This window comes from Noviherbaspirillum cavernae, assembly GCF_003590875.1.
Taxonomy (GTDB): domain Bacteria; phylum Pseudomonadota; class Gammaproteobacteria; order Burkholderiales; family Burkholderiaceae_D; genus Noviherbaspirillum; species Noviherbaspirillum cavernae.
This window is the reverse complement of the sequence record NZ_QYUN01000002.1, coordinates 2,457,197-2,477,192: the sequence shown is the minus strand read 5'-3', so window position 1 is coordinate 2,477,192 and position 19,996 is coordinate 2,457,197. Positions and strand designations below refer to the sequence as shown.

The following is a 19,996-nucleotide window of genomic DNA, read 5'->3' as shown; positions in this document are numbered from 1 at the left end:
TTGAAGCGGACACCCCTCCACCTTGAAAATCGCGAAAACAATGAGCATCAAATCCGACAAATGGATCCGCCGGATGGCGCAGGAACACGGCATGATCGAACCCTTCGAGCCGGGCCAGGTGCGCCACGCCAACGGGCACAAGATCGTCAGCTACGGGACCTCATCCTACGGCTACGACATCCGCTGCGCCGATGAATTCAAGATTTTCACGAACATCAACAGCACCATCGTCGACCCGAAGAATTTCGACGAAAAATCCTTCGTCGATTTCAAGGGCGACGTCTGCATCATCCCGCCCAATTCCTTCGCGCTGGCGCGCACGATGGAGTACTTCCGCATTCCGCGCACGGTGCTGACCATCTGCCTCGGCAAATCGACCTACGCGCGCTGCGGCATCATCGTCAACGTGACGCCGTTTGAGCCGGAATGGGAAGGCTATGTGACGCTGGAGTTTTCGAATACCACGCCGCTGCCTGCGAAGATCTATGCGGGCGAGGGCTGCGCACAGGTGTTGTTCTTCGAGAGCGACGAGGTGTGCGAGACCTCGTACAAGGATCGGGGTGGCAAATACCAGGGGCAGCATGGAGTGACGCTGCCGAAGACCTGAGTACAAGGCACATGGCGGGTGGGACCCGCCCTACACTCCACAACAAGGAGTAGGGCGGGTCCCACCCGCCATTCCCACAATGCCCAACTATCGCCGAGCGACCGAAGGCAGCAGCTATTTCTTCACGGTCGTGACGCATCAGCGTCAGCGCTTCCTTCTCGACGAAGATGTCAGGCAGGCGCTACGCGCAGCCATTGAGCAGGTCAGGACGATCGCACCATTTCGGATCGACGCTTTCGTGCTCCTTCCCGATCACTTGCATTGCATATGGACGTTGCCCGACGGCGATACGGATTATGGAATGCGCTGGCGACTGATCAAGACGTTCGTCACGCAGGCATGCCGCCATCGGGTCGAAAATCCTGAATATCTGTCTCAGCGACGCGCTTCAAAAGGTCAAAGCACTCTGTGGCAAAACCGCTTCTGGGAGCATCGGCTACGCGACGAGGCGGATTATGCACGGCATGTGGATTACATACATTGGAATCCGGTCAAGCATGGGTTCGCAGACCGGGCGATGGATTGGCCTTATTCGAGCTTTCACCGGTTTGCGAGGAACGGGATTTACCCTATGGATTGGGGCGGCGACGGTGTGGAAGGGGATCTGGGCGAATGAGAATGGCGGGTGGGACCCGCCCTACAACTGGCGGCAAGGCGGCGCAACACCCCGAGAATCATTTTGTCAGACGCTCTTATTTGGCTGAAGGCATCACTCTCCATATCGTGTTGCCGACATCGTCGGCAACGAGCAGCGCTCCCGCTTTATCGACTGCCACGCCTACCGGCCTGCCAAGCGCATCGCCGTTTTCATTGAGAAATCCGGTCAACACGTCCTGCGGCATTCCCGACGGATTGCCATTGGCGAAGGGAACGAAAATCACCTTGTAGCCGCTGCGGGGATTGCGGTTCCATGAACCATGCTGGCCGATGAATACGCCGCCCGCGTACTGTTTCGGAAACAGGTTCCCATTGTAAAACGCCATTCCCAGTGAGGCGGTATGCGGCCCCAGAGCATAATCGGGCACAAGCGCCTTGGTCACCATCTCGGGTTTCTGCCGCTTCACGCGGGTATCGACATGCTGCCCAAAGTAGCTGTAAGGCCAGCCGTAAAAGCCGCCGTCCTTGACCGAGGTCATGTAGTCCGGCACCAGGTCGCTGCCAAGCTCGTCGCGTTCATTGACCGCAGTCCAAAGTACGCCACTCTGCGGTTGCCAGCCCATCCCGTTCGGATTGCGCAGACCGGAGGCGAACAGACGCGTCGTCCCGGTGGCGACTTCGATCTCGAGAATGGCGGCACGATTGGCTTCCTTGTCCAATCCGTTTTCGCCGACGTTGCTATTGGATCCGACCGTCGCATATAAATACTTTCCGTCCCGGCTGGCGATGATGTTCTTGGTCCAGTGATGGTTGAGCGGGCCGGCTGGCAGGTCGGCAATCTTTACCCCCCGCTCGCTGATCTGCGTTTGACCTGTTTTGTAGGGAAAGCGCAGGACCGCATCGGTGTTGGCAACGTAAAAATCATTGCCGATGAGAGCCATGCCGAAAGGGGAATTCAGGTCTGTCAGCAATACGGTTTTCGTTTCTGCGACACCGTTGCCGTCGACATCTCGCATGAGCGTGATCCGGTTTGCACTCGGTGTGGCAGCCCCCGCATTCTTCATGGCCCGTTTCGTGAAAAATGCCTTTATCCCTTTGCCGTCTTCAGGCTTGGGAGGCGCATTGGTTTCCGCGACAAGCACGTCGCCGTTGGGAAGGACATACAGCCAGCGCGGGTGGTCCAGTCCGGTCGCATAGGGCATCACTGTAAAACCCGGTGCCGCAGTCGGCTTGGTGCCCGCTGGCCAGCCTTTCGCCGGAGCGACGTTAATCGTGGGAATGACCGTGTGGTTCGGAGGCGGCAGCGTCGGATTCGGCCCCATGCCGGCTTCGACCGGCAAGCTTGCCTGTTCGCCATGAGCGCACGCGCCAAGTGCCATGATTGCAGGCAGCAGGTATACGGCTGACGAGCGCATGGAATACCTCCACATGATGCCGGGACAGATAAAAATGTGAGTTTTGGAATGGCGTGGAGTTCCGCCCGGACGGGCGGAATATCGGAATGTCTCTCGAAGCCTGCGTAACATCACGAACGCCATCGATCTGCTTGTTCGGCGGTAATATTTCGCGCAATGCACGAATCTATTGCAAGCGTGGCGTTGCGCCAATGGGGGAAATCTCTTCGATTTCAGACCGCGAGGTACTCGCGAGAATCCGCGTATCACATCTTCTCGCGCAGCAGCGGACCGTTCCCGGCTTTACCGGGAGCCCGCCTGCCGCGCATGTCTTGCGTATTACTTCACGCAATCCACGTAATACCCGCGCCTGCCGTTCTTCTCCTGCGTCACCAGTCCATGCACATCGGTTTCGAAGCCCGGGAAACGCTCGTTGAAATCGCGCGCGAAGCGCAGGGAATCGACGATCGTCTTGTTGAATCGCTCGCCCTGGACCAAACCGATGGCAAGGCGGGTGATGGCGGCGTTCGTCGTGACGACGGACTGAGGCACTAAATCGCTGACATCTGTTTCCGGTCCTTCTTGCATGCGCAGCTCCAGAAAAATGGCAATGAATGATTCACTCACAAATGAGTGAATAGCATTATTGCATTGGAAGTTGCGCCAAGGAGAATCTGGTTCGGGGAAGGCACGGAGCGGTGCTGCGCTGCGCAGGCGATGCGGCAGGGCGTGGGCCAGCGTGGCGTCGGGCGCTACTCAACTCCACTGACGGACTGCGCCTGGCGCGCCATTGGCGTCAAACAGCTTGGCGATCTGTATGTTGCGAATCCCTGCGTTTGCCAAGCCATCCGCGATTTCGGCAATCGCGTTTTGCATGTTTTCCATCCGATTGAGAGGTGTGTCGATGGCGCCGATCGGCGTGTCGTTTGCCATTGCATGAAGGCTTACACGCAACATCACCGCCTCATCTGTTTCCATTGGCCCAACGATGGCCTTCACCTCTTCCGGCGCGACGCCGTTTGCCTCCATTGCATGCTGCAGCTCGGATAGCAGTCGAAGCATCTCCAGCTCCGCCAACGCCGCTTCTACGCCACCATGAAACAGATCCTGGTAAAGGAAATCAATTTGCACGTTGCGTCCGTCGATCACGAGACTGCGTTGCAGTAACGGCATTACCTGTTGCGACCATTTTCGAAAGCGCGCAGCACGTGCCTCGAAGTAGCGGTCGGCCGCGGCTTCCTTTTCCGGCACGTGGTAGAACGGATCGTCCATTTTCTTCAGCACAAAACCCAGCAGGAAACGCAGCTCTATCGCATTGTCGTCAGGAGCGAAGGAAGATTGCGGCCAGCCACGCATGCTGCGAGCGATGGCATCGGCCGCAGAGGTCTTCTTGCGTGTCATCGCATCGAATGCTTCGTGCACCATCTCGTTCAGATGGCAATAACCTATGCACTCGATCTCGTCGAGGTGATAGGCATGGCTGACGAGCACCACGCTCGCCTTGCTGCTCTCCAGACCGCCATCCTGGAAGCTGTCGCGCAAGTGCTCGAACGCTTCCTCATCCTGGAAACATTGATCGCTGCGCAGACCGCCAGTGGTATGCACGAAGAGCGGTACCACGAAGGCATTCACCTCCACGTCTGCGCCCTCGTCGCGGCGGAACAGGATGGTGCCGGACAGGTCTTCCACGTTCTCGCGTAATACGCGCCAGGCCTTGATGTCTTCCTCGCAGGTGCGCTCAATGGCCTCGTCCAGCGCCTGTTCGCGTCGTTGCTGCAAACATTTCTTGATCGTCTTGCGCAGATCGGCGTTCATCTTCTGGAGCGCAGTCGGGAGTTCGGCGTAGGTGTCATGCTCGCGCTGGCCGAGCGCCAGTTCGACCAGGCGGTTGGCCAATACCTCATCCCTTTCTTCGGTGGATGAGACAGTTTTCGCTGTGGACGTGCTTTTCGCTTTTTTCATGGTTAGCAGGCTGTTGAAAAACTACTGGGCGTGCCGCCTTTTGGTGAGGTCTCTTCAATCAGCCTGCGCTCTACGCACGGTGCATCGTCACAGACTGGCGTTGAATTCGGCTGCCGCTTTGGCTGTCCATAAGGCTTTCTCGTAACTTTCGAACGGCGCATCGTACGTCTCGCTTGCTCCGTTCTCACCGACAAAGTGCACCCACCAATTCTGTTGATCCGGTAGCAGCGCTATGTCATCCTGCTCGCAATGAGTGGCAATACTCTCTCCCGGTGCGAGAGTAACGATCTTGATGCTGCGGTGAATGATTGCTTTTGCCATGATGGACGTTCCGCTGCTGAATTCGTTGGCGGCTGCAACCAGAGATGCCATGTCTCATGCAAGTCTGGTCAGGGCGGGCTCTACCCGCCACCACCATTACTTCACGCAATCCACGTAATACCCGCGCCTGCCGTCCTTCTCTTGCGTCACCAGCCCATGCACATCGGTTTCGAAGCCGGGGAAGCGCTCGTTGAAGTCGCGTGCAAAGCGCAGGTAGTCCACGATCGTCTTGTTGAATCGCTCGCCCGGGATCAGCAGCGGGATGCCCGGCGGGTAGGGCGTCAGCAGGATCGCGGTGACGCGGCCTTCGAGTTCGTCGATGGCGACGCGCTCGATTTCACGGTGTGCCATTTTCGCAAAGGCGTCCGACGGCTTCATCGACGGCTGCATGTCGGACAGATACATTTCCATGGTCAGGCGTGCGACGTTGTAGGTCTTGTACATGTCGTGGATCTGCTGGCTCAGGTCGCGCAGGCCGATGCGCTCGTAGCGCGGGTTGGCGGCGGCGAACTCGGGCAAAATGCGCCAGATCGGCTGGTTCTTGTCGTAGTCGTCCTTGAACTGCTGCAGCGCGGTGAGGAGCGTGTTCCAGCGGCCCTTCGTGATGCCGATGGTGAACATGATGAAGAAGGAATACAGGCCGCACTTCTCGACGATGACGCCGTGCTCGGCGAGGTACTTGGTGACGATCGATGCCGGGATGCCGCTGTCGCCGAACTTGCCGTCCAGCGCGAGGCCCGGCGTGACGATGGTGGCCTTGATCGGGTCGAGCATGTTGAAGCCCGGCGCGAGCTTGCCGAAACCATGCCAGTCGTCCTCGGCGCGGATCATCCAGTCCTCGCGCGAGCCGATGCCGTCTTCCGCGAAATTGTCCGGGCCCCATACCTGGAACCACCAGTCCTGGCCATATTCCTGATCGACCTTCTTCATCGCACGGCGGAAGTCGAGTGCTTCGAGAATGCTTTCCTCCACCAGCGCGGTGCCGCCGGGCGGCTCCATCATCGCGGCGGCGACGTCGCACGAGGCGATGATCGAGTATTGCGGCGACGTCGAGGTATGCATCAGGTAGGCCTCGTTGAAGGTGTCCTGATCCAGCTTGACCGTCTCGGAATCGCGCACGAGGATCTGCGAAGCTTGCGACAGGCCGGCCAGCAGCTTGTGCGTCGATTGCGTGGAGAAGATCAGCGATTCCTTGGCGCGCGGGCGCTCCTTCTCGATCGCGTGCATGTCCTTGTAGAACTCGTGGAAGGTCGCGTGCGGCAGCCAGGCTTCATCGAAGTGCAGCGTGTCGATCTTCCCGTCCAGCATCTCCTGGATGGTCTTGACGTTGTACACCACGCCGTCGTAGGTCGATTGCGTGATGGTCAGGATGCGCGGCTTCTTGTTCTTCGCTTCGCGCGCGAACGGGTTGGCCTCGATCTTCTTCTGGATGTTTTCCGGCTTGAACTCGTCCAGCGGGATCGGGCCGATGATGCCGAGGTGGTTCCGCGTCGGCATCAGGAACACGGGAATGGCGCCGGTCATGATGATCGAGTGCAGGATCGACTTGTGGCAGTTGCGGTCCACCACGACGATGTCGCCGGGGCCGACGGTCGAGTGCCAGACCATTTTGTTCGAGGTCGAGGTGCCGTTGGTGACGAAATAGCAATGGTCGGCGTTGAAGATGCGCGCCGCGTTGCGCTCGGAGGCGGCAACCGGGCCGGTGTGATCGAGCAGCTGGCCGAGTTCCTCGACCGCGTTGCAGACGTCGGCGCGCAGCATGTTCTCGCCGAAGAACTGGTGGAACATCTGGCCGATCGGCGATTTCAGGAAGGCCACGCCGCCCGAATGGCCGGGGCAGTGCCACGAATACGAACCGTCCTGTGCGTAGTGCACCAGCGCGCGGAAGAAGGGCGGCGCGAGGCCGTCGAGATAGGACTTCGCTTCGCGGATGATGTGGCGCGCGACGAATTCCGGCGTGTCCTCGAACATGTGGATGAAGCCGTGCAGCTCGCGCAGGATGTCGTTCGGGATGTGGCGCGAGGTGCGGGTCTCGCCGTACAGGTAGATCGGGATGTCGGCGTTCTTGTAGCGGATTTCCTCCACGAATGCGCGCAGCGATTTCAGCGCGTTGTCGATTTCTTCGGACGACCCGCCGCCGAATTCCTCATCGTCGATCGACATGATGAAGGCGGACGCGCGCGATTGCTGCTGCGCGAACTGCGACAGGTCGCCGTAGCTGGTCACGCCCAGCACTTCCATGCCTTCGTTTTCCATCGCTTGCGCGAGTGCGCGGATGCCCAGGCCGGACGTGTTTTCGGAGCGGAAGTCTTCGTCGATGATGACGATGGGGAAGCGGAATTTCATCGATGTCTCCAATGCAAAGGGTGAGGGACCGTCCCGCGGTGTAATACCGGGGCGGTCCCTCGGGAGACGCCTGGGCAAGTCGTGGTGACAACCGCTTGCGCGCCGAAAAATTCAAAAACCGAATTTTCGCAGATATGGGGCGGGCATGGGAAAAAACAGGCCGTTATGCCTGCGCCTGACATGTGATTCGTCAAAAAACGAAACATATGCACTGCATTTCCTGTCTCCTGGCGGTCAGGGCCGGACCTGTCTCGGGCGCGCCTCTCGTTTGACGCGACTGGGCATTGTCTTTTTCGCATTTCCCTGCGCGTCTCATGGCGCGCTGGTTGCAGGCGCACCCGAAGCTTTCAATTCTTCATTTGTTGTCGCGCATGCACTGCCTCTGAAACACGGCAAACGCAAAAATCCACGGATATTTGTCTGCAAACCGCTGTCGAAAAAAGCATGTCAAACATGCATTTTCATCTTGGCAAGGTTCATTTCGTTCATTTCGACTTATCGGTATGGAGGCTCTTATATGCAGGATCGGGAAAAGCTGAAGGAACAGGAAGAGGTTGCAGCAGGAGACGCGGTGAATGGAGAAGGGCAGCCGCCGCCAGACATCGAAGAACGGCTCGCGAGTGCGGAAGCGCGCGTTGCTGAAATGCAGGATGCGTATCTGCGGGCAAGGGCGGATGCGGAGAACGCGCGGCGGCGGGCACAGGAGGATGTCGCGCGCGCCAGCAAGTTTGCCATCGAGGAATTTGCCGAATCGCTGGTGCCGGTGAAGGACAACCTGGAGCGTGCGCTGGATGTGGATTCCTCATCGGTCGAGTCCCTGCGTGAAGGTGTGGACATGACCTTGAAGCAGATGACGTCAGCATTCGCGAAGAACCGCCTGATTGAAATCAATCCTCCCTCTGGCGAAAAGCTCGATCCGGCCAGGCACCATGCGATATCGATGGTGCCCGCGGACCAGGAGGCGAACACCATCGTCAGCGTCTTGCAAAAGGGCTACATGATTGCCGATCGCTTGTTGCGTCCGGCATTGGTGACGGTATCTCAACCCAAGCCGCAACCCAGGCCGTCCTGAGTCCGACCGCAACGAAAGGCCGCATTCGTTTTCAACTTCAAGCAAGGCAACCATTTGACACGAGGTAAATCATGGCAAAAATCATCGGCATCGATCTGGGTACGACCAATTCCTGTGTTTCCATTCTGGAAGGGACGCAGCCGAAGGTGATTGAAAACTCAGAAGGCGCGCGCACCACGCCGTCCGTCGTCGCCTATCAGGAAGATGGCGAAGTCCTTGTCGGCGCGCCGGCCAAGCGGCAGGCGGTGACAAATTCGCAGAACACGATCTATGCCGTCAAACGGCTGATCGGACGCAAGTTCGACGAAGCGGAAGTGCAGAAGGACATCAAACTGATGCCCTACCAGATCATCAAGGCGGACAACGGTGACGCCTGGGTGCAGGTGCGCGGCAAGAAGCTTGCGCCGCAGCAGGTTTCTGCGGAAATCCTGCGCAAGATGAAGAAGACCGCCGAAGACTATCTCGGCGAGGAAGTGACCGAGGCCGTCATCACCGTGCCGGCCTACTTCAACGATTCGCAGCGCCAGGCGACCAAGGACGCCGGCCGCATCGCGGGGCTCGACGTCAAGCGCATCATCAACGAACCGACCGCGGCGGCACTGGCTTTCGGGCTCGACAAGGACACCAGGGGTGATCACAAGATCGCGGTGTACGATCTGGGCGGTGGCACCTTCGATATCTCCATCATCGAAATCGCCGACGTCGGCGGCGAAAAGCAGTTCGAAGTGCTGTCTACCAACGGCAATACCTTTCTCGGCGGCGAAGACTTCGACCAGCGCATCATCAACTACATCATCGAGGAATTCAAGAAGATCAACGGCCTTGATCTGTCGAAGGACCCGATTGCCCTGCAGCGCATCAAGAGCGCCGCCGAGCGTGCCAAGATCGAGTTGTCCTCGACCCAGCAGACCGAGTTGAATGAACCCTACATCGCGATGGCCAACGGCGCGCCGGTCCACATGACGATGAAGATCACGCGCGCCAAGCTGGAGTCTCTCGTCGAAGATCTGATCGAATCGACGATCGAACCATGCCGTATCGCGATCAAGGATGCCGGCCTGAAGGTGGACGCCATCAACGACGTCATCCTGGTCGGTGGTCAGACACGCATGCCGAAGGTGCAGGAGAAGGTGAAGGCATTCTTCGGCCGCGAAGCGCGCAAGGATGTCAATCCGGACGAGGCGGTGGCGGTCGGCGCGGCGATCCAGGGTTCGGTCTTGTCAGGCGAACGCAAGGATGTGCTGCTGCTGGATGTGACTCCGCTGTCGCTCGGCATCGAGACGCTGGGCGGCGTGATGACCAAGATGATCCAGAAGAACACCACCATCCCGACCAAGTTCAGCCAGGTGTATTCGACTGCGGAAGACAATCAGCCCGCAGTGACGGTGAAGGTCTACCAGGGCGAACGCGAAATGGCGACCGGCAACAAGCTGCTCGGCGAATTCAATCTCGAAGGCATCCCGCCCGCGCCGCGCGGCATCCCGCAGATCGAGGTCACGTTCGACATCGACGCCAACGGCATTCTGCACGTCGGCGCGAAGGACAAGGCGTCCGGCAAGGAAAACAAGATCACCATCAAGGCCAACTCCGGCCTGACGGAAGACGAAATCCAGAAGATGGTGAAGGATGCCGAGCTGCACGCGGACGAGGATCGCAAGGCGAAAGAACTGACCGATTCGCGCAACCAGGGCGACGCGCTGGTGCATTCAGTCAGGAAATCGATGACCGAGTATGGCGACAAGCTGGACGCGGGCGAGAAGGACAAGATCGAAGCGGCGATCAAGGAGCTCGAGGACAGCCTGAAGGGCAACGACAAGTCCGCCATCGATGCCAAGGTTTCCGCATTGTCGACCGCCGCGCAAAAACTCGGCGAGAAGATGTATGGCGACACGCAGGCGCAGCAGGCAGCCGGTGCGGCGGCGGATGCCGATGCCGGCGCGCAGCAACAGGGCAAGCCGGACGATGTGGTCGATGCCGACTTCAAGGAAGTGAAATAGGGGGACGCCGCCGGTCCGGGTTGTTCATGAGCGGGGCAGCGACGACAGGCGAGGTGCGCCGCTGCAACCGATCCTGTCATTCCTCGCTTCGCTCGGAATGACAAGCCTGCCACGCGTGGGAGGTGCACGTACACGGCAGGCGAACATATTCGCGCTCTGCCGCGCCGCAATTCCTGCCGCCGCCCTTGAAGAAAACGCCTCTACCCAATCTACCCAACGCCGCCGCTTGCCCTGCCAGCCAGATTATCCACCTCGGTTTTCGCGGTTTCTATGCTGTCCGAACAGGCTGCCCTGAAATACAGGGTGGCGGGAAAGATATTGGTCCGGCTCGCAACGGTTTTGCCATCCTTCAATATGTCGTATCCGCCGTACCACATGCTGCCGCTGCCGCCCGGGCAAATCGGTTTGGCAACGATCTGATAGCCTCGATAGTTCATGTTGTCCATTCGTAATGCAGGGCTGCGTCACACTCGCGCCATGAAGCCGCGCTCTTGGCGTCGCTGTTCTTCAAGTGTCGGGTCCAGTCGGCAAGTGACACAAGCAGCTGCTGGATGAACTCCCTGGTTTTTCCATCGACGAGCCGGCCTTGCTCGTCGAACTTCGCACCGGCGGCGGGGATCATGCCTTCTGGCCGCTTCAGCACCATCCCCTTGAGAAAACAAAGCACTGCCGCAGATGGTACTGAAAGCGCGCCGCGCCGATGGAGCCGACAGGCATTGCTGAAAGGCGCAATATCGGAATGGCCTAATGCAGCATCTGATTCGATTGTTCGACAGACCGGGCCGCGCCTGACGACGGCATTCCGCTTTCGATGAATGTCTTCATTTGCATCAGATCATCCTCCATTTGCCGCTCCGGATTGCCATTGAACAAGGAGGCCATCGCATCTCCTGCTGCGCCGGCGGGCATGTGGTAGGACATCTCCACATCGACGCGCGTCCCTTCGGCTTCCGGTGCGAAGCGTACCGCTCCCATGTGCTCGATCGTCGATCCGGGCCTGGTCTTCCATGCAAGCATCCGGCCGCGCTCCGCGTGCGTCAGTTCCGCATCCCATTCGATCTGCGCGCCGGCCGGGCCGCTCACGCTCCAGTGCGAATTCCTGTTTCCCATGTCGCTGACTTCCTTCACGTTGGACATGAAGCGCGGGAAATTTTCATAGTTGCTCCAGACGTCGAATACCGCTTCCGGCGACGCCGCAATGTAGACCGACCTTTCGAGAAGAATCGGTTGCCTGCGCATCTGTCGTCCGGCCATGCGCGTCAGCGGTGTGTTTGATACCCCGCGCGCCACCAGCCCAAGACCGAGAGCCGCCAGCATCACGCTCGTCGGAGAACGGCGCGCCAGTCCGTACAAACCCATTATCCCGCCACCCAGCGTGGCGCACGCGCGCAATGCCGGCGGCCAGTTGTCGTGCAGGAGAATCGGACGCGCCTGGCGCAGCCGGCCCTGACCCTGCAGGCTGGGAACGTCGGGCGTTTCGTGCACTTCGGTGTGATCTTCGACCGCGATCGCGCCAGGAACGGAACGCGCCGCTGCCACCAGCGATTTCTTTTCGTTCGGCAGAATCGGTCCGCTCAATATCACACTGCCTTGCTCGGCATGCACCTTGATTGCATGCGGGTGCGAAATGGCACGCCCGATTTTCGAGCGCACGCGGGCCACCAGAATGTCGTCGTCGATCTCTTCGTGGCGCGTCCTCATCATCCGGTTCGCCTGCGCGCGCAATCCCTGCATGCGGTTGCCAAGGTCGCGCGACGCGACATCGATGGCGCTGCCGGTCTGCGACATCAGGCTTTGCATCTTGTTCTTCGCCAGCGCGCGCCGGCGCTTTCCGCGGTCGGGGTCCGACAGATACATCGCAACCGCCCCAAGCGCCGCGCCGCCGAGCCATGTTACCCATGCCGAAGAGTGTCTTGAACGTCGATTCATGACCATATCCTTTCCGTCGATGTGTTTTGAAAGTCAGTTGTCCGCAGCATGCAGAGCGGGCATTCCCATTCGTGTGGCAAACCAGTCTTTGGCAAGGCCCGCAACGATTTCAAGCTTGCCAGGCTCTTCGAACAGATGTGTCGCGCCCGGCACGATCACGATCTGCTTGTCGCAGGAAAGCAGTGCAAATGCATCGCGATTCAGGCCGATCACGACCTCGTCGAGTCCGCCCACGATCAGCAGCGTCGGCGTGCGCACCTGCTGCAGCATCTGCGGTCCGGCCATGTCGGGCCGGCCGCCGCGCGACACGACTGCGGCGATGGCGACGTCCGGTTGCGCGCACAGCTGCAATGCCGCCGCCGCTCCCGTGCTTGCGCCAAACAGCCCGAGCGGCAGCGCGCGCGTATCGCTGTGCTGCCGCAGCCATGCTGCCGCCGTTCGCAGCCGCAGCGTCAGGAGGGCGATGTTGAAACGCGTCTGGTATGCCTGATCTTCCTGCGGCGTGAGCAAATCCATCAGCAGGGTTCCCATCCTCGCGCCGCGCAGAATGCTTGCGACGTAGTTGTTGCGCGGGCTCAACCGGCTGCTGCCGCTGCCATGGGCGAACAGGACGATGCCGATCGGCGTGGCCGGCAGTTCCAGCATGCCTTCCACCTCGACCTCATCACATGCGATTCTCACCAGCGCTTTCTGCATCGGCGCTGTCATGCCTTGCTCCTTTGCTGCGATGCATCGGCTTGACCTTCGGCGCTGACCGACCCGTTCCCCGATCCGCTATCCGAGCGCCCGTGCTTCCGCAGTTCGCGTTCATGCTGCCGCGCTTCCCTGAGCAGCTTGACGACTTCCTCATCGCTAGTTTGGGTGAAATCCGCATACCACTGACCGACCGCAAAGAAGGGGTGCGGGGTGCTGAGGCAAACGAGCTCATCGGCTTCCCGTCTCAGCATGTCGCACGTCTCCGCCGCGCCCACCGGGATGGCCACGACCAGGTGCGCGGGTGCGTCGCTGCGCGCGGCTTGCACGGCGGCCAGCATGGTCGCGCCGGTTGCCACGCCGTCGTCCACCAGAATCACGACACGACCACGCAGTTCAGGCGGTGCGGCGTCGGGCCGGTAGACACGCTCGCGCCGTTCAATCTCGCGCAACTCGCGTGCAGCGGCGGCGTCGATCACGTCGGCCGTGATCCCGTACATCTGCACCACGTCGGAAGTCATCACCGGCTTGCCGCCGCAAGCAATCGCGCCCATCGCCAATTCCTCGTTGCCGGGCACACCGAGCTTGCGCACCAGCATGACGTCCAGCGGAGCATCAAGCGAGTTCGCGATCGCAAATGCAACAGGTACACCACCACGCGGCAGCGCCAGCACCAGCACGTCGGAACGCTGCCCATAAGCGCTCAACTCTTTCGCCAGCAGCTTGCCCGCATGAATCCGGTTTTTGAAACGCTTTTCAATCATGTGCAGCCACATGAACGTCACCTGCCGATCGACCTGAAAGCGCGGCTCGAAATGGGATGTGCTTGCATCGCATAAACCATGACCGTTGGCATTCGCCCTCAATTTCGGACTTCATCGTCTTCGGTGATTGATCAATCGGATGACGCTCAACAACGCTATTCCATGGAAACCCGTTGGTTGGACATGACGAAAACGCAAACGTTGCGCGCGGACGGTCATTTGCAGACACCGCAGAATGGGGAATGGCGGAAGGGAATCTGTCGCTGCTACACGCGTGGTGCGGTGCGAATGCGGGAGGGGATGGAGGGTGAGTACGGCGGGGAAGTTTTCCCCGACGCATGAACGCGCCTATGCGCGCTGATAAATCACAAATGCGTAGTCGCAGTTGTTCTCGGCGGAATGATGCTGCTCGTGTTCAACTTCTTTCCATTGTTGCGGATCGATTGGCGGAAAGAAAGTATCGCAATCAAAACTCTTGTCGATGTGCGTGACGATAAGGCGCTCGGCGTGCGGGAATGCCTCGGCAAAGATTTGCGCACCGCCAATGATGAAGGACTGTACTTCGCCCACCAGCGCGAGCGCGGCTTCGAGCGATGCCGCCGTCTCCACGCCATCGTGCTGCCACGCCGGATTGCGCGTGATGGCGATATTGCGGCGGTTCGGCAAGGCGCGTCCGATCGAGTCGAAGGTCTTGCGGCCCATGATGATCGGGTGCCCGGTCGTGACGCGCTTGAAGTGTGCCAGGTCTTCCTTCAGATGCCAGGGCAGGGTGTTGTTGATGCCGATGCCGCGCTGGGCATCGACGGCGACGACGATGGTGAGATGGCGTTCCATTCAGACCGCCACCGGAGCCTTGATGTGCGGATGCGACTGGTAATCCGCGATCTCGAAATCCTCGAACCTGTAGTCGAAGATCGACTCCGGCTTGCGCTTGATGAGCAGCTTCGGCAATGCAAACGGCGTGCGCGAGAGTTGTTCCTTCACCTGCTCCATGTGATTGGAATAGAGGTGGCAGTCGCCGCCGGTCCAGACGAAATCGCCCACGTCCAGCCCGGTCTGTTCTGCCACCATGTGCGTGAGCAGGGCGTAGGACGCGATGTTGAACGGCACGCCGAGGAAGATGTCCGCGCTGCGCTGATACAGCTGGCACGACAGCTTGCCGTCGGCCACGTAGAACTGAAAGAAGGCGTGGCAAGGCGGCAGCTTCATCTGCGGGATGTCGGCCACGTTCCACGCCGACACGATCAGGCGGCGGGAGTCGGGATTGTTCTTGATCTGATCCAGCACCTGCGCGATCTGGTCGATGTGCTGGCCGTTGGGCGCAGGCCAGGAGCGCCACTGATAGCCGTAGATCGGCCCGAGGTTGCCTTTTTCATCAGCCCACTCATCCCAGATCGAAACGCCGTTGTCTTTCAGGTATTTTGTGTTGGTGGAGCCGGCCAGAAACCAGATCAGTTCATGGATGATCGACTTCAAGTGCAGCTTCTTGGTCGTCAGGAGCGGAAAACCTTCCTGCAGGTTGAAACGCATCTGGTAACCGAACACCGAGCGGGTGCCGGTGCCGGTACGGTCGGTTTTTTCGGTGCCATGGTCTTGGACATGGCGCATGAAGTCGAGGTATTGGCGCATGGGAAGGTCTTTTCGTTGGGTGACGCTATTTTAAATGGGTATGCGGCTTTCAGGGTCAGGCCGCCTGGAGTTGATGCGCCTGACCGCCTGCTCCAGCCGTCCGCTCAGGAATACCTCGGCGTAGTTACCGCGCTCGGGGCGTTCGCTATCGGGAGCGATGTCAGGGCCGCGGAGATGCGTATATCCCAGGCGCTCCAACTGCCGAATGGCGAACTCTTCAATGGCGGATTCGGTGAGTCTGCTCAAAGTGGCTCTCTCTTATGCGTTTTTTGGGGACGCCAGCATGTTCATGATCAAACGGATCAGCGTTTCCTTCTGCTTGGGGGCCGACTCCGCCACCAGTAGAGTGAGCGCCGCCAGGCCTGTGTCGTTGATGAGCGGCTGCCCCGCGCATCCAGCAGGCGGCCATTGCGATAAAGAAAATCGACGAACAGAAACGCGCCGCTGCGCTTGTTGCCATCAGCAAAAGGATGATTCTTGACCACGAAATAGAGCAGGTGTGCGGCCTTGCTCTTCACTGTTGGATAGGCCGGCTCGCCGAAAACAGACTGGTCCAGATTGCCCAGCAACGCCCCCAAGCCATCGCCACGTGGTCGGGCGAACAGGTCCGTCGTTTCTCCGCGCCCGATCAGCGACATCTTCAAGGCACCCAGCGCAGCCATCGCCTCTTTCTCTGTGGACAACTGGCCAGCGGTCTGGCCATCGGGTTCGTTCAACATGCCCTCATCGTAGCGTTGCAGCCAGAGGAAGGTCTGGGTATAGCGACTGACGATCTCCACCAAGCCGCTACCCATCTCCGCAGTGATGGCCGGCGAGCGGGCCGCTTTGCGGATCAGCGCCAGAGCCTGCTCTAGCTCGGCGGCGTTTTGCTCGAAACGGGTCTGATGCAGCGTGTAGCCCTGAACCAGATGCTGGCGCAGGATATTGGTGGCCCAACGGCGGAACTGGACGCCTTGCGCGGATTTGATGCGGTAGCCCACCGAAATCACAACATCAAGGTCATATAAGGCAACCGGCTTGTCGGAATTTGCAATATGCACTTTTTGCATATTGCTTTTTTCGGACACTTCGCCCTCGCTCAAGGCATTGCGGATATGACGGGAGACCACCGACTGGTCACGTCCGAACAAATCGACCATTTGGGCCTGCGTCAGCCAGACGGACTCTTGCCCCAGCCGGACCTCGATTTGCGTCTTGCCATCGTTGGACTGATAGATCTGGATTTGATTTTGTTTATCCATAAACCAGATTCCTGCTGCGAGGTTCGGTGAGCGCCACCCGTACTTCGCCGCTCATCAGTTTGGGGGGAGGGTGTCACGGAGGATTTCGAGTATCCGGATTTGACTATTGTTCTTATGAATCTTCGATATCAATCCGCTTACCAAATTATGAAACGCTTCAACTTTATTCATGGCGGAACTTGAAACGCATAGTTTCCAACGGTTCTTCTTTGATTCCCTTGTTCGAGGCGATCAGCGGGGCGAGGCTTGATTGTCAAGATTGCAAGTGCGTTGTAGAACGCAATATCAACCGCGAAATACGGACGTTCCCGCAAATTCTGCACAGCGGTTCGTCGAGGACCGCACATTCCGTGCCCTGCAGCGGCGATCGTTATGCTTGCCCGAATTGCAAGGCCGCCAGACTCGCATACAAACCGCCTTGCGTCACCAGCGAGGCATGCGTCCCGCTTTCCACGATGCGGCCATACTCCATCACGATGATGCGGTCGGCGCGCTGCACGGTTGCGAGGCGGTGTGCGATGACGAGTGTGGTGCGGTCTATCATCGCCGCTTCCAGCGCTCCCTGCACCAGCCGTTCGGATTCCGCGTCGAGTGCACTGGTGGCTTCGTCGAGCAGCAGGAGCGGGGGATTTTTCAACAGGGCGCGGGCGATGGCGATGCGCTGGCGCTGTCCGCCGGACAGGCGCACGCCGCGTTCGCCGAGGAAGGAGTGGTAGCCGTCGGGCAGGCGTTCGATGAATTCGTGCGCGGCGGCCAGTTTGGCGGTGGCGATGACTTCGGCATCGGTCGCGTGCGCGCGGCCGTAGCGGATGTTTTCCATCGCGTTGGCGGAAAAGATGACGGTGTCCTGCGGCACCACGCCGATCGCGCCGCGCAGCACGTGCAGGTCGAGTTGCCGGATGTCGATGCCGTCGAGCGTGATCGTGCCTTGCTGCGGATCGTAGAAGCGCAGCAGCAGCTGGAACAGGGTGGTCTTGCCTGCGCCGGAGGGGCCGACGATGGCGACCGTTTCGCCCGGCCGGATATCCAGCGAGAAGTGCGACAGCGCCGCGTCCTGCGGGCGGGAAGGGTAATGGAAGGTGACGTTGTCCATGTTCAGCGCCGCGCCGTTTTCCGTACGCGGCGGCAAGACGCGGGGCTGTGCGGGGGACTGTATCGCCGAGCGTAACGCGACCAGTTCCAGCAGGCGTTCGGCCGCACCGGCGGCACGCTGTGCGTCGCCCATCACTTCGGACAGGGCGCCGATCGCGCCTGCCACGAGGGTGGCGTAGAGGACGAACTGTCCCAGCTCGCCCGCCGTCATGCGTCCTTGAAGTACCGCATGCGCGCCCAGCCACAGCACGAACACGATTGCGCCGAACACCAGCAGGATGGCGATGGCCGTCAACTGGGAGCGGGCGCGGATGCGCTGCATGGCGGTGCCGAAGGCGCGTTCGACCGATGCGCCGAAGCGCCCGGCTTCTTCCTTCTCGCTGGTGAAGGCCTGTACGGTTGGCATCGCGTTCAGTATCTCGCCGGCCAGTGCGGATGCGTCGGCCACCCGGTCCTGCGAGTCGCGCGACAGCTTGCGCACGCGGCGGCCGAAGAACACGATCGGCAGCACGACGGCGGCCAGCAGCACGACGATGATCGAGCTCAATTTGACGCTGGTCACGAACAACATCACGAGTCCGCCGACGAACAGCAGTGCGTTGCGTAGCGCCATCGAAATGCTGGTGCCGACCAGCGTCTGGATCAGGGTGGTGTCGGTGGTCAGGCGCGACAGGACTTCGCCGGTCTGCGTGGTTTCGAAAAATGCCGGGCTTTGCGTGACCACATGGCTGTACACGCTGTTGCGCAGATCGGCGGTCACGCGCTCGCCCAGCCACGACACCGTGTAAAAGCGCGCCGCCGTCGCCAGCGCAAGCACGCAGGCAACGCCGAACAGCGCAAGGAAATAGCGGTCGATGTGCGTCGGGTCGTTCGAATTCGCCGCGCCGAGTCCGAAGCCGATATCGATCATCTGCTTGAAGGCATAGGGAATTGCGAGCGTCGCTCCGGCCGCTACCACCAGTGCGATGCCTGCGAGTACGAACTGCTTCTTGTAGGGGGCAAGAAACGGCAACAGCTTGCCGAGCATCGCCAGGCTGCCTTTTTTGAGTTCTCTGGAATTGGTTTCGCTCATAGTTTCAGTGGTTTCACGTAGCCGGTCATTTCAAGATAGCCGCGCCCGGCGGGCCTTCCATCGCGCGTGACTGTGACGGCACCCTCCCAATACACCGCCCCGGTCGATTGCCGCGAGTCGAGTTCCTGGTCGTCCTGCAAAGGGTTCAGTTCCCACGTCATGTCGCCGGTGCGGATCCGCATCGCCACCGGATAGGTTGCATTGGTGCGCGGCGAGCGCCAGTTGCGTTGCGGGATGAACTCCACCTGGTCCGGCGCGAATTGCTTGAGTCTGCCGGACTTGTCGCGCAGCGCCGCATGCGCCCACAGCTTATCACCGCTCTTGCCGCGAATCCGGAATGCCATCAGCGCCGAACCGTCATCCAGATTGATGCCAATCCAATCCCATCCAGCGGCGTCGGGATCAAGCACGCTGGTTGACCACTCATGGTCGAGCCAGGCCGTGCCGCTCACCTTGACGCGCTTGCCATTGCGAACGACTGTACCCGTCACCTGCAAATGCGGCTCGCTGTAGTAATAACTGGCCTGTTCGGGCTTCGGCCCCTTGCGCGAAAATCCGCCATCGCCTTGCGGCAGTGGTGCCTGCGACGGCGTGAGCGAGAGCTCCAGCGTGAAATCACGCGCCTTGATGATCGCGCGATATTGTCCGTCGTCGCCGCGCACGAGCCGCCAGTCATCCAGCTTGACATCCGTATTGCCTTCACGTGCATAGGCAAGATCAAAACCTTGCCGTGCAGATCGTTGATCGTGCAGCAGCCTGCCGACGGCGTGATCGAAAATAGCCGCATGCGCGATGATCAACTGGCGCGGCGCGAAGCGGCTTGGATTGTCCGCATCGTGCTCCGTGGCGGAGCGGAAGAACGTGATCTGGAAGCCGAGCGGCTTCTTGTCAGGTGTTTCCAGCCAGCCGGTGGCGTACCACCATTCGATGCGGAAGTCGGGATGAGCGCCGAAGTCGCGGGGGAAGGTGAGGGGAGAGTCGGGCAGGACTGGAGAGAATTGCGGAGGAGCGGCGAATGCGATTGAGGAAAAAACGATAAGCAGGTACGCAAGCCATCCGATACAGTTTTTTAAACACCATGCCGGTCGTGTCCCCAGCAGTTGTCGTTCATCCGCTGGGACGCTGCCGAACAAACGGGAGCCAAAGCGGATAAAGAAGCGAAACATGTCTGAGCCCGAAGGGCGAGTTCGTTTCGCTTCCCGCTTTGGCTCCCGTTTGTTCGGGGACCCCGAAGGGGCAGCGGCTTGCGGTCGCCTTTCTTTGGTTACTTTCTTTGGCGA

Annotated in this window: 19 protein-coding genes and 1 pseudogene; 4 read left to right on the top strand and 16 right to left on the bottom strand. The window is 59.9% G+C overall.

The genetic code is table 11. The annotated features are described in order from the left end of the window. Nucleotides 1-40 precede the first annotated feature (40 nt). Entirely contained in the window at nucleotides 41-607 is a 567-nt protein-coding gene (dcd, locus tag D3870_RS11550) for a dCTP deaminase (protein ID WP_119739240.1), read from the top strand. Nucleotides 608-686: 79 nt separating this feature from the next. Next, nucleotides 687-1,223, top strand: coding sequence for an REP-associated tyrosine transposase (locus D3870_RS11545; protein ID WP_119739238.1), 537 nt, complete (start codon nucleotides 687-689; stop codon nucleotides 1,221-1,223). Nucleotides 1,224-1,299: 76 nt separating this feature from the next. Here the strand turns inward: D3870_RS11545 and D3870_RS11540 are convergent, their stop codons facing one another. The 5 genes and pseudogenes from D3870_RS11540 to D3870_RS11520 all read right to left on the bottom strand — a co-directional run bounded on the left by D3870_RS11540 (nucleotide 1,300) and on the right by D3870_RS11520 (nucleotide 7,227). Next, nucleotides 1,300-2,619, bottom strand: coding sequence for a PQQ-dependent sugar dehydrogenase (locus tag D3870_RS11540; RefSeq protein WP_119739236.1), 1,320 nt, complete (start codon nucleotides 2,617-2,619; stop codon nucleotides 1,300-1,302). 318 nt (nucleotides 2,620-2,937) lie between these two features. Then, nucleotides 2,938-3,096 (bottom strand): annotated as a pseudogene (locus D3870_RS23245) (Orn/Lys/Arg family decarboxylase); the annotation flags it as partial. A 258-nt stretch (nucleotides 3,097-3,354) separates the two neighbouring features. Further along, nucleotides 3,355-4,560 carry a DUF2863 family protein gene (locus tag D3870_RS11530; protein WP_119739234.1) on the bottom strand — a complete coding sequence of 402 codons (1,206 nt, stop codon included), beginning with the start codon at nucleotides 4,558-4,560 and terminating at the stop codon, nucleotides 3,355-3,357. Between the two features lie 87 nt (nucleotides 4,561-4,647). After that, complete coding sequence (locus D3870_RS11525) at nucleotides 4,648-4,932, bottom strand: hypothetical protein (RefSeq protein WP_242489949.1); 285 nt, start codon at nucleotides 4,930-4,932, stop codon at nucleotides 4,648-4,650. A 45-nt stretch (nucleotides 4,933-4,977) separates the two neighbouring features. After that, the gene (locus tag D3870_RS11520; protein WP_119739233.1) at nucleotides 4,978-7,227 is read right to left on the bottom strand and encodes an arginine/lysine/ornithine decarboxylase; all 2,250 of its coding nucleotides are present in this window, start codon (nucleotides 7,225-7,227) and stop codon (nucleotides 4,978-4,980) included. Between the two features lie 517 nt (nucleotides 7,228-7,744). Here D3870_RS11520 and grpE point away from each other — a divergent pair. Both grpE and dnaK read left to right on the top strand, forming a co-directional pair. Further along, nucleotides 7,745-8,299, top strand: a complete 555-nt coding sequence (gene grpE, locus D3870_RS11515) for a nucleotide exchange factor GrpE (protein ID WP_119741982.1) — start codon at nucleotides 7,745-7,747, stop codon at nucleotides 8,297-8,299. 71 nt (nucleotides 8,300-8,370) lie between these two features. Further along, nucleotides 8,371-10,296: a molecular chaperone DnaK gene (gene dnaK, locus D3870_RS11510; RefSeq protein ID WP_119739231.1), complete on the top strand. Its 1,926-nt coding sequence runs from the start codon at nucleotides 8,371-8,373 to the stop codon at nucleotides 10,294-10,296. 209 nt (nucleotides 10,297-10,505) lie between these two features. Here the strand turns inward: dnaK and D3870_RS11505 are convergent, their stop codons facing one another. The 11 genes from D3870_RS11505 to D3870_RS11455 all read right to left on the bottom strand — a co-directional run bounded on the left by D3870_RS11505 (nucleotide 10,506) and on the right by D3870_RS11455 (nucleotide 19,882). Then, nucleotides 10,506-10,733, bottom strand: a complete 228-nt coding sequence (locus D3870_RS11505; RefSeq protein ID WP_147375774.1) for a hypothetical protein — start codon at nucleotides 10,731-10,733, stop codon at nucleotides 10,506-10,508. Continuing rightward, nucleotides 10,730-10,939, bottom strand: coding sequence for a hypothetical protein (locus D3870_RS11500; RefSeq protein WP_147375773.1), 210 nt, complete (start codon nucleotides 10,937-10,939; stop codon nucleotides 10,730-10,732). The genes D3870_RS11505 and D3870_RS11500 overlap by 4 nt, the downstream gene beginning before the upstream one ends. 101 nt (nucleotides 10,940-11,040) lie before the next feature. Further along, nucleotides 11,041-12,225, bottom strand: coding sequence for an SRPBCC family protein (locus D3870_RS11495; RefSeq protein ID WP_158590437.1), 1,185 nt, complete (start codon nucleotides 12,223-12,225; stop codon nucleotides 11,041-11,043). A 33-nt stretch (nucleotides 12,226-12,258) separates the two neighbouring features. Continuing rightward, on the bottom strand, nucleotides 12,259-12,933 hold the full coding sequence (locus D3870_RS11490) for a dienelactone hydrolase family protein (RefSeq protein WP_119739222.1): 675 nt from the start codon (nucleotides 12,931-12,933) through the stop codon (nucleotides 12,259-12,261). Next, nucleotides 12,930-13,694 (bottom strand): phosphoribosyltransferase, encoded by a 765-nt coding sequence (locus D3870_RS11485; RefSeq protein ID WP_242489948.1) that lies wholly within the window; start codon nucleotides 13,692-13,694, stop codon nucleotides 12,930-12,932. The genes D3870_RS11490 and D3870_RS11485 overlap by 4 nt, the downstream gene beginning before the upstream one ends. A gap of 336 nt (nucleotides 13,695-14,030) precedes the next feature. Then, nucleotides 14,031-14,516: a dihydrofolate reductase gene (locus D3870_RS11475; RefSeq protein ID WP_119739218.1), complete on the bottom strand. Its 486-nt coding sequence runs from the start codon at nucleotides 14,514-14,516 to the stop codon at nucleotides 14,031-14,033. Then, nucleotides 14,517-15,311, bottom strand: a complete 795-nt coding sequence (locus tag D3870_RS11470; RefSeq protein WP_119739216.1) for a thymidylate synthase — start codon at nucleotides 15,309-15,311, stop codon at nucleotides 14,517-14,519. A 30-nt stretch (nucleotides 15,312-15,341) separates the two neighbouring features. Then, the gene (locus tag D3870_RS22060; RefSeq protein WP_147375772.1) at nucleotides 15,342-15,557 is read right to left on the bottom strand and encodes a type I restriction endonuclease; all 216 of its coding nucleotides are present in this window, start codon (nucleotides 15,555-15,557) and stop codon (nucleotides 15,342-15,344) included. Between the two features lie 56 nt (nucleotides 15,558-15,613). Beyond that, on the bottom strand, nucleotides 15,614-16,552 hold the full coding sequence (locus D3870_RS11465) for a virulence RhuM family protein/type II toxin-antitoxin system death-on-curing family toxin (RefSeq protein WP_199710620.1): 939 nt from the start codon (nucleotides 16,550-16,552) through the stop codon (nucleotides 15,614-15,616). A gap of 370 nt (nucleotides 16,553-16,922) precedes the next feature. Then, the gene (locus D3870_RS11460; RefSeq protein WP_119739215.1) at nucleotides 16,923-18,716 is read right to left on the bottom strand and encodes an ABC transporter transmembrane domain-containing protein; all 1,794 of its coding nucleotides are present in this window, start codon (nucleotides 18,714-18,716) and stop codon (nucleotides 16,923-16,925) included. Continuing rightward, entirely contained in the window at nucleotides 18,713-19,882 is a 1,170-nt protein-coding gene (locus tag D3870_RS11455; RefSeq protein ID WP_119739213.1) for a lipocalin-like domain-containing protein, read from the bottom strand. The genes D3870_RS11460 and D3870_RS11455 overlap by 4 nt, the downstream gene beginning before the upstream one ends. Nucleotides 19,883-19,996: the final 114 nt, after the last annotated feature.

Coding starts and splice junctions, on each gene's coding strand:
- dcd (WP_119739240.1), top strand. CDS start 41: ATGAGCATCAAATCCGACAAATGGATCCGCCGGATGGCGCAGGAACAC.
- D3870_RS11545 (WP_119739238.1), top strand. CDS start 687: ATGCCCAACTATCGCCGAGCGACCGAAGGCAGCAGCTATTTCTTCACG.
- D3870_RS11540 (WP_119739236.1), bottom strand. CDS start 2,619: ATGCGCTCGTCAGCCGTATACCTGCTGCCTGCAATCATGGCACTTGGC.
- D3870_RS11530 (WP_119739234.1), bottom strand. CDS start 4,560: ATGAAAAAAGCGAAAAGCACGTCCACAGCGAAAACTGTCTCATCCACC.
- D3870_RS11525 (WP_242489949.1), bottom strand. CDS start 4,932: ATGGCATCTCTGGTTGCAGCCGCCAACGAATTCAGCAGCGGAACGTCC.
- D3870_RS11520 (WP_119739233.1), bottom strand. CDS start 7,227: ATGAAATTCCGCTTCCCCATCGTCATCATCGACGAAGACTTCCGCTCC.
- grpE (WP_119741982.1), top strand. CDS start 7,745: ATGCAGGATCGGGAAAAGCTGAAGGAACAGGAAGAGGTTGCAGCAGGA.
- dnaK (WP_119739231.1), top strand. CDS start 8,371: ATGGCAAAAATCATCGGCATCGATCTGGGTACGACCAATTCCTGTGTT.
- D3870_RS11505 (WP_147375774.1), bottom strand. CDS start 10,733: ATGAACTATCGAGGCTATCAGATCGTTGCCAAACCGATTTGCCCGGGC.
- D3870_RS11495 (WP_158590437.1), bottom strand. CDS start 12,225: ATGAATCGACGTTCAAGACACTCTTCGGCATGGGTAACATGGCTCGGC.
- D3870_RS11490 (WP_119739222.1), bottom strand. CDS start 12,933: ATGACAGCGCCGATGCAGAAAGCGCTGGTGAGAATCGCATGTGATGAG.
- D3870_RS11485 (WP_242489948.1), bottom strand. CDS start 13,694: ATGTGGCTGCACATGATTGAAAAGCGTTTCAAAAACCGGATTCATGCG.
- D3870_RS11475 (WP_119739218.1), bottom strand. CDS start 14,516: ATGGAACGCCATCTCACCATCGTCGTCGCCGTCGATGCCCAGCGCGGC.
- D3870_RS11470 (WP_119739216.1), bottom strand. CDS start 15,311: ATGCGCCAATACCTCGACTTCATGCGCCATGTCCAAGACCATGGCACC.
- D3870_RS11465 (WP_199710620.1), bottom strand. CDS start 16,552: ATGGATAAACAAAATCAAATCCAGATCTATCAGTCCAACGATGGCAAG.
- D3870_RS11460 (WP_119739215.1), bottom strand. CDS start 18,716: ATGAGCGAAACCAATTCCAGAGAACTCAAAAAAGGCAGCCTGGCGATG.
- D3870_RS11455 (WP_119739213.1), bottom strand. CDS start 19,882: ATGTTTCGCTTCTTTATCCGCTTTGGCTCCCGTTTGTTCGGCAGCGTC.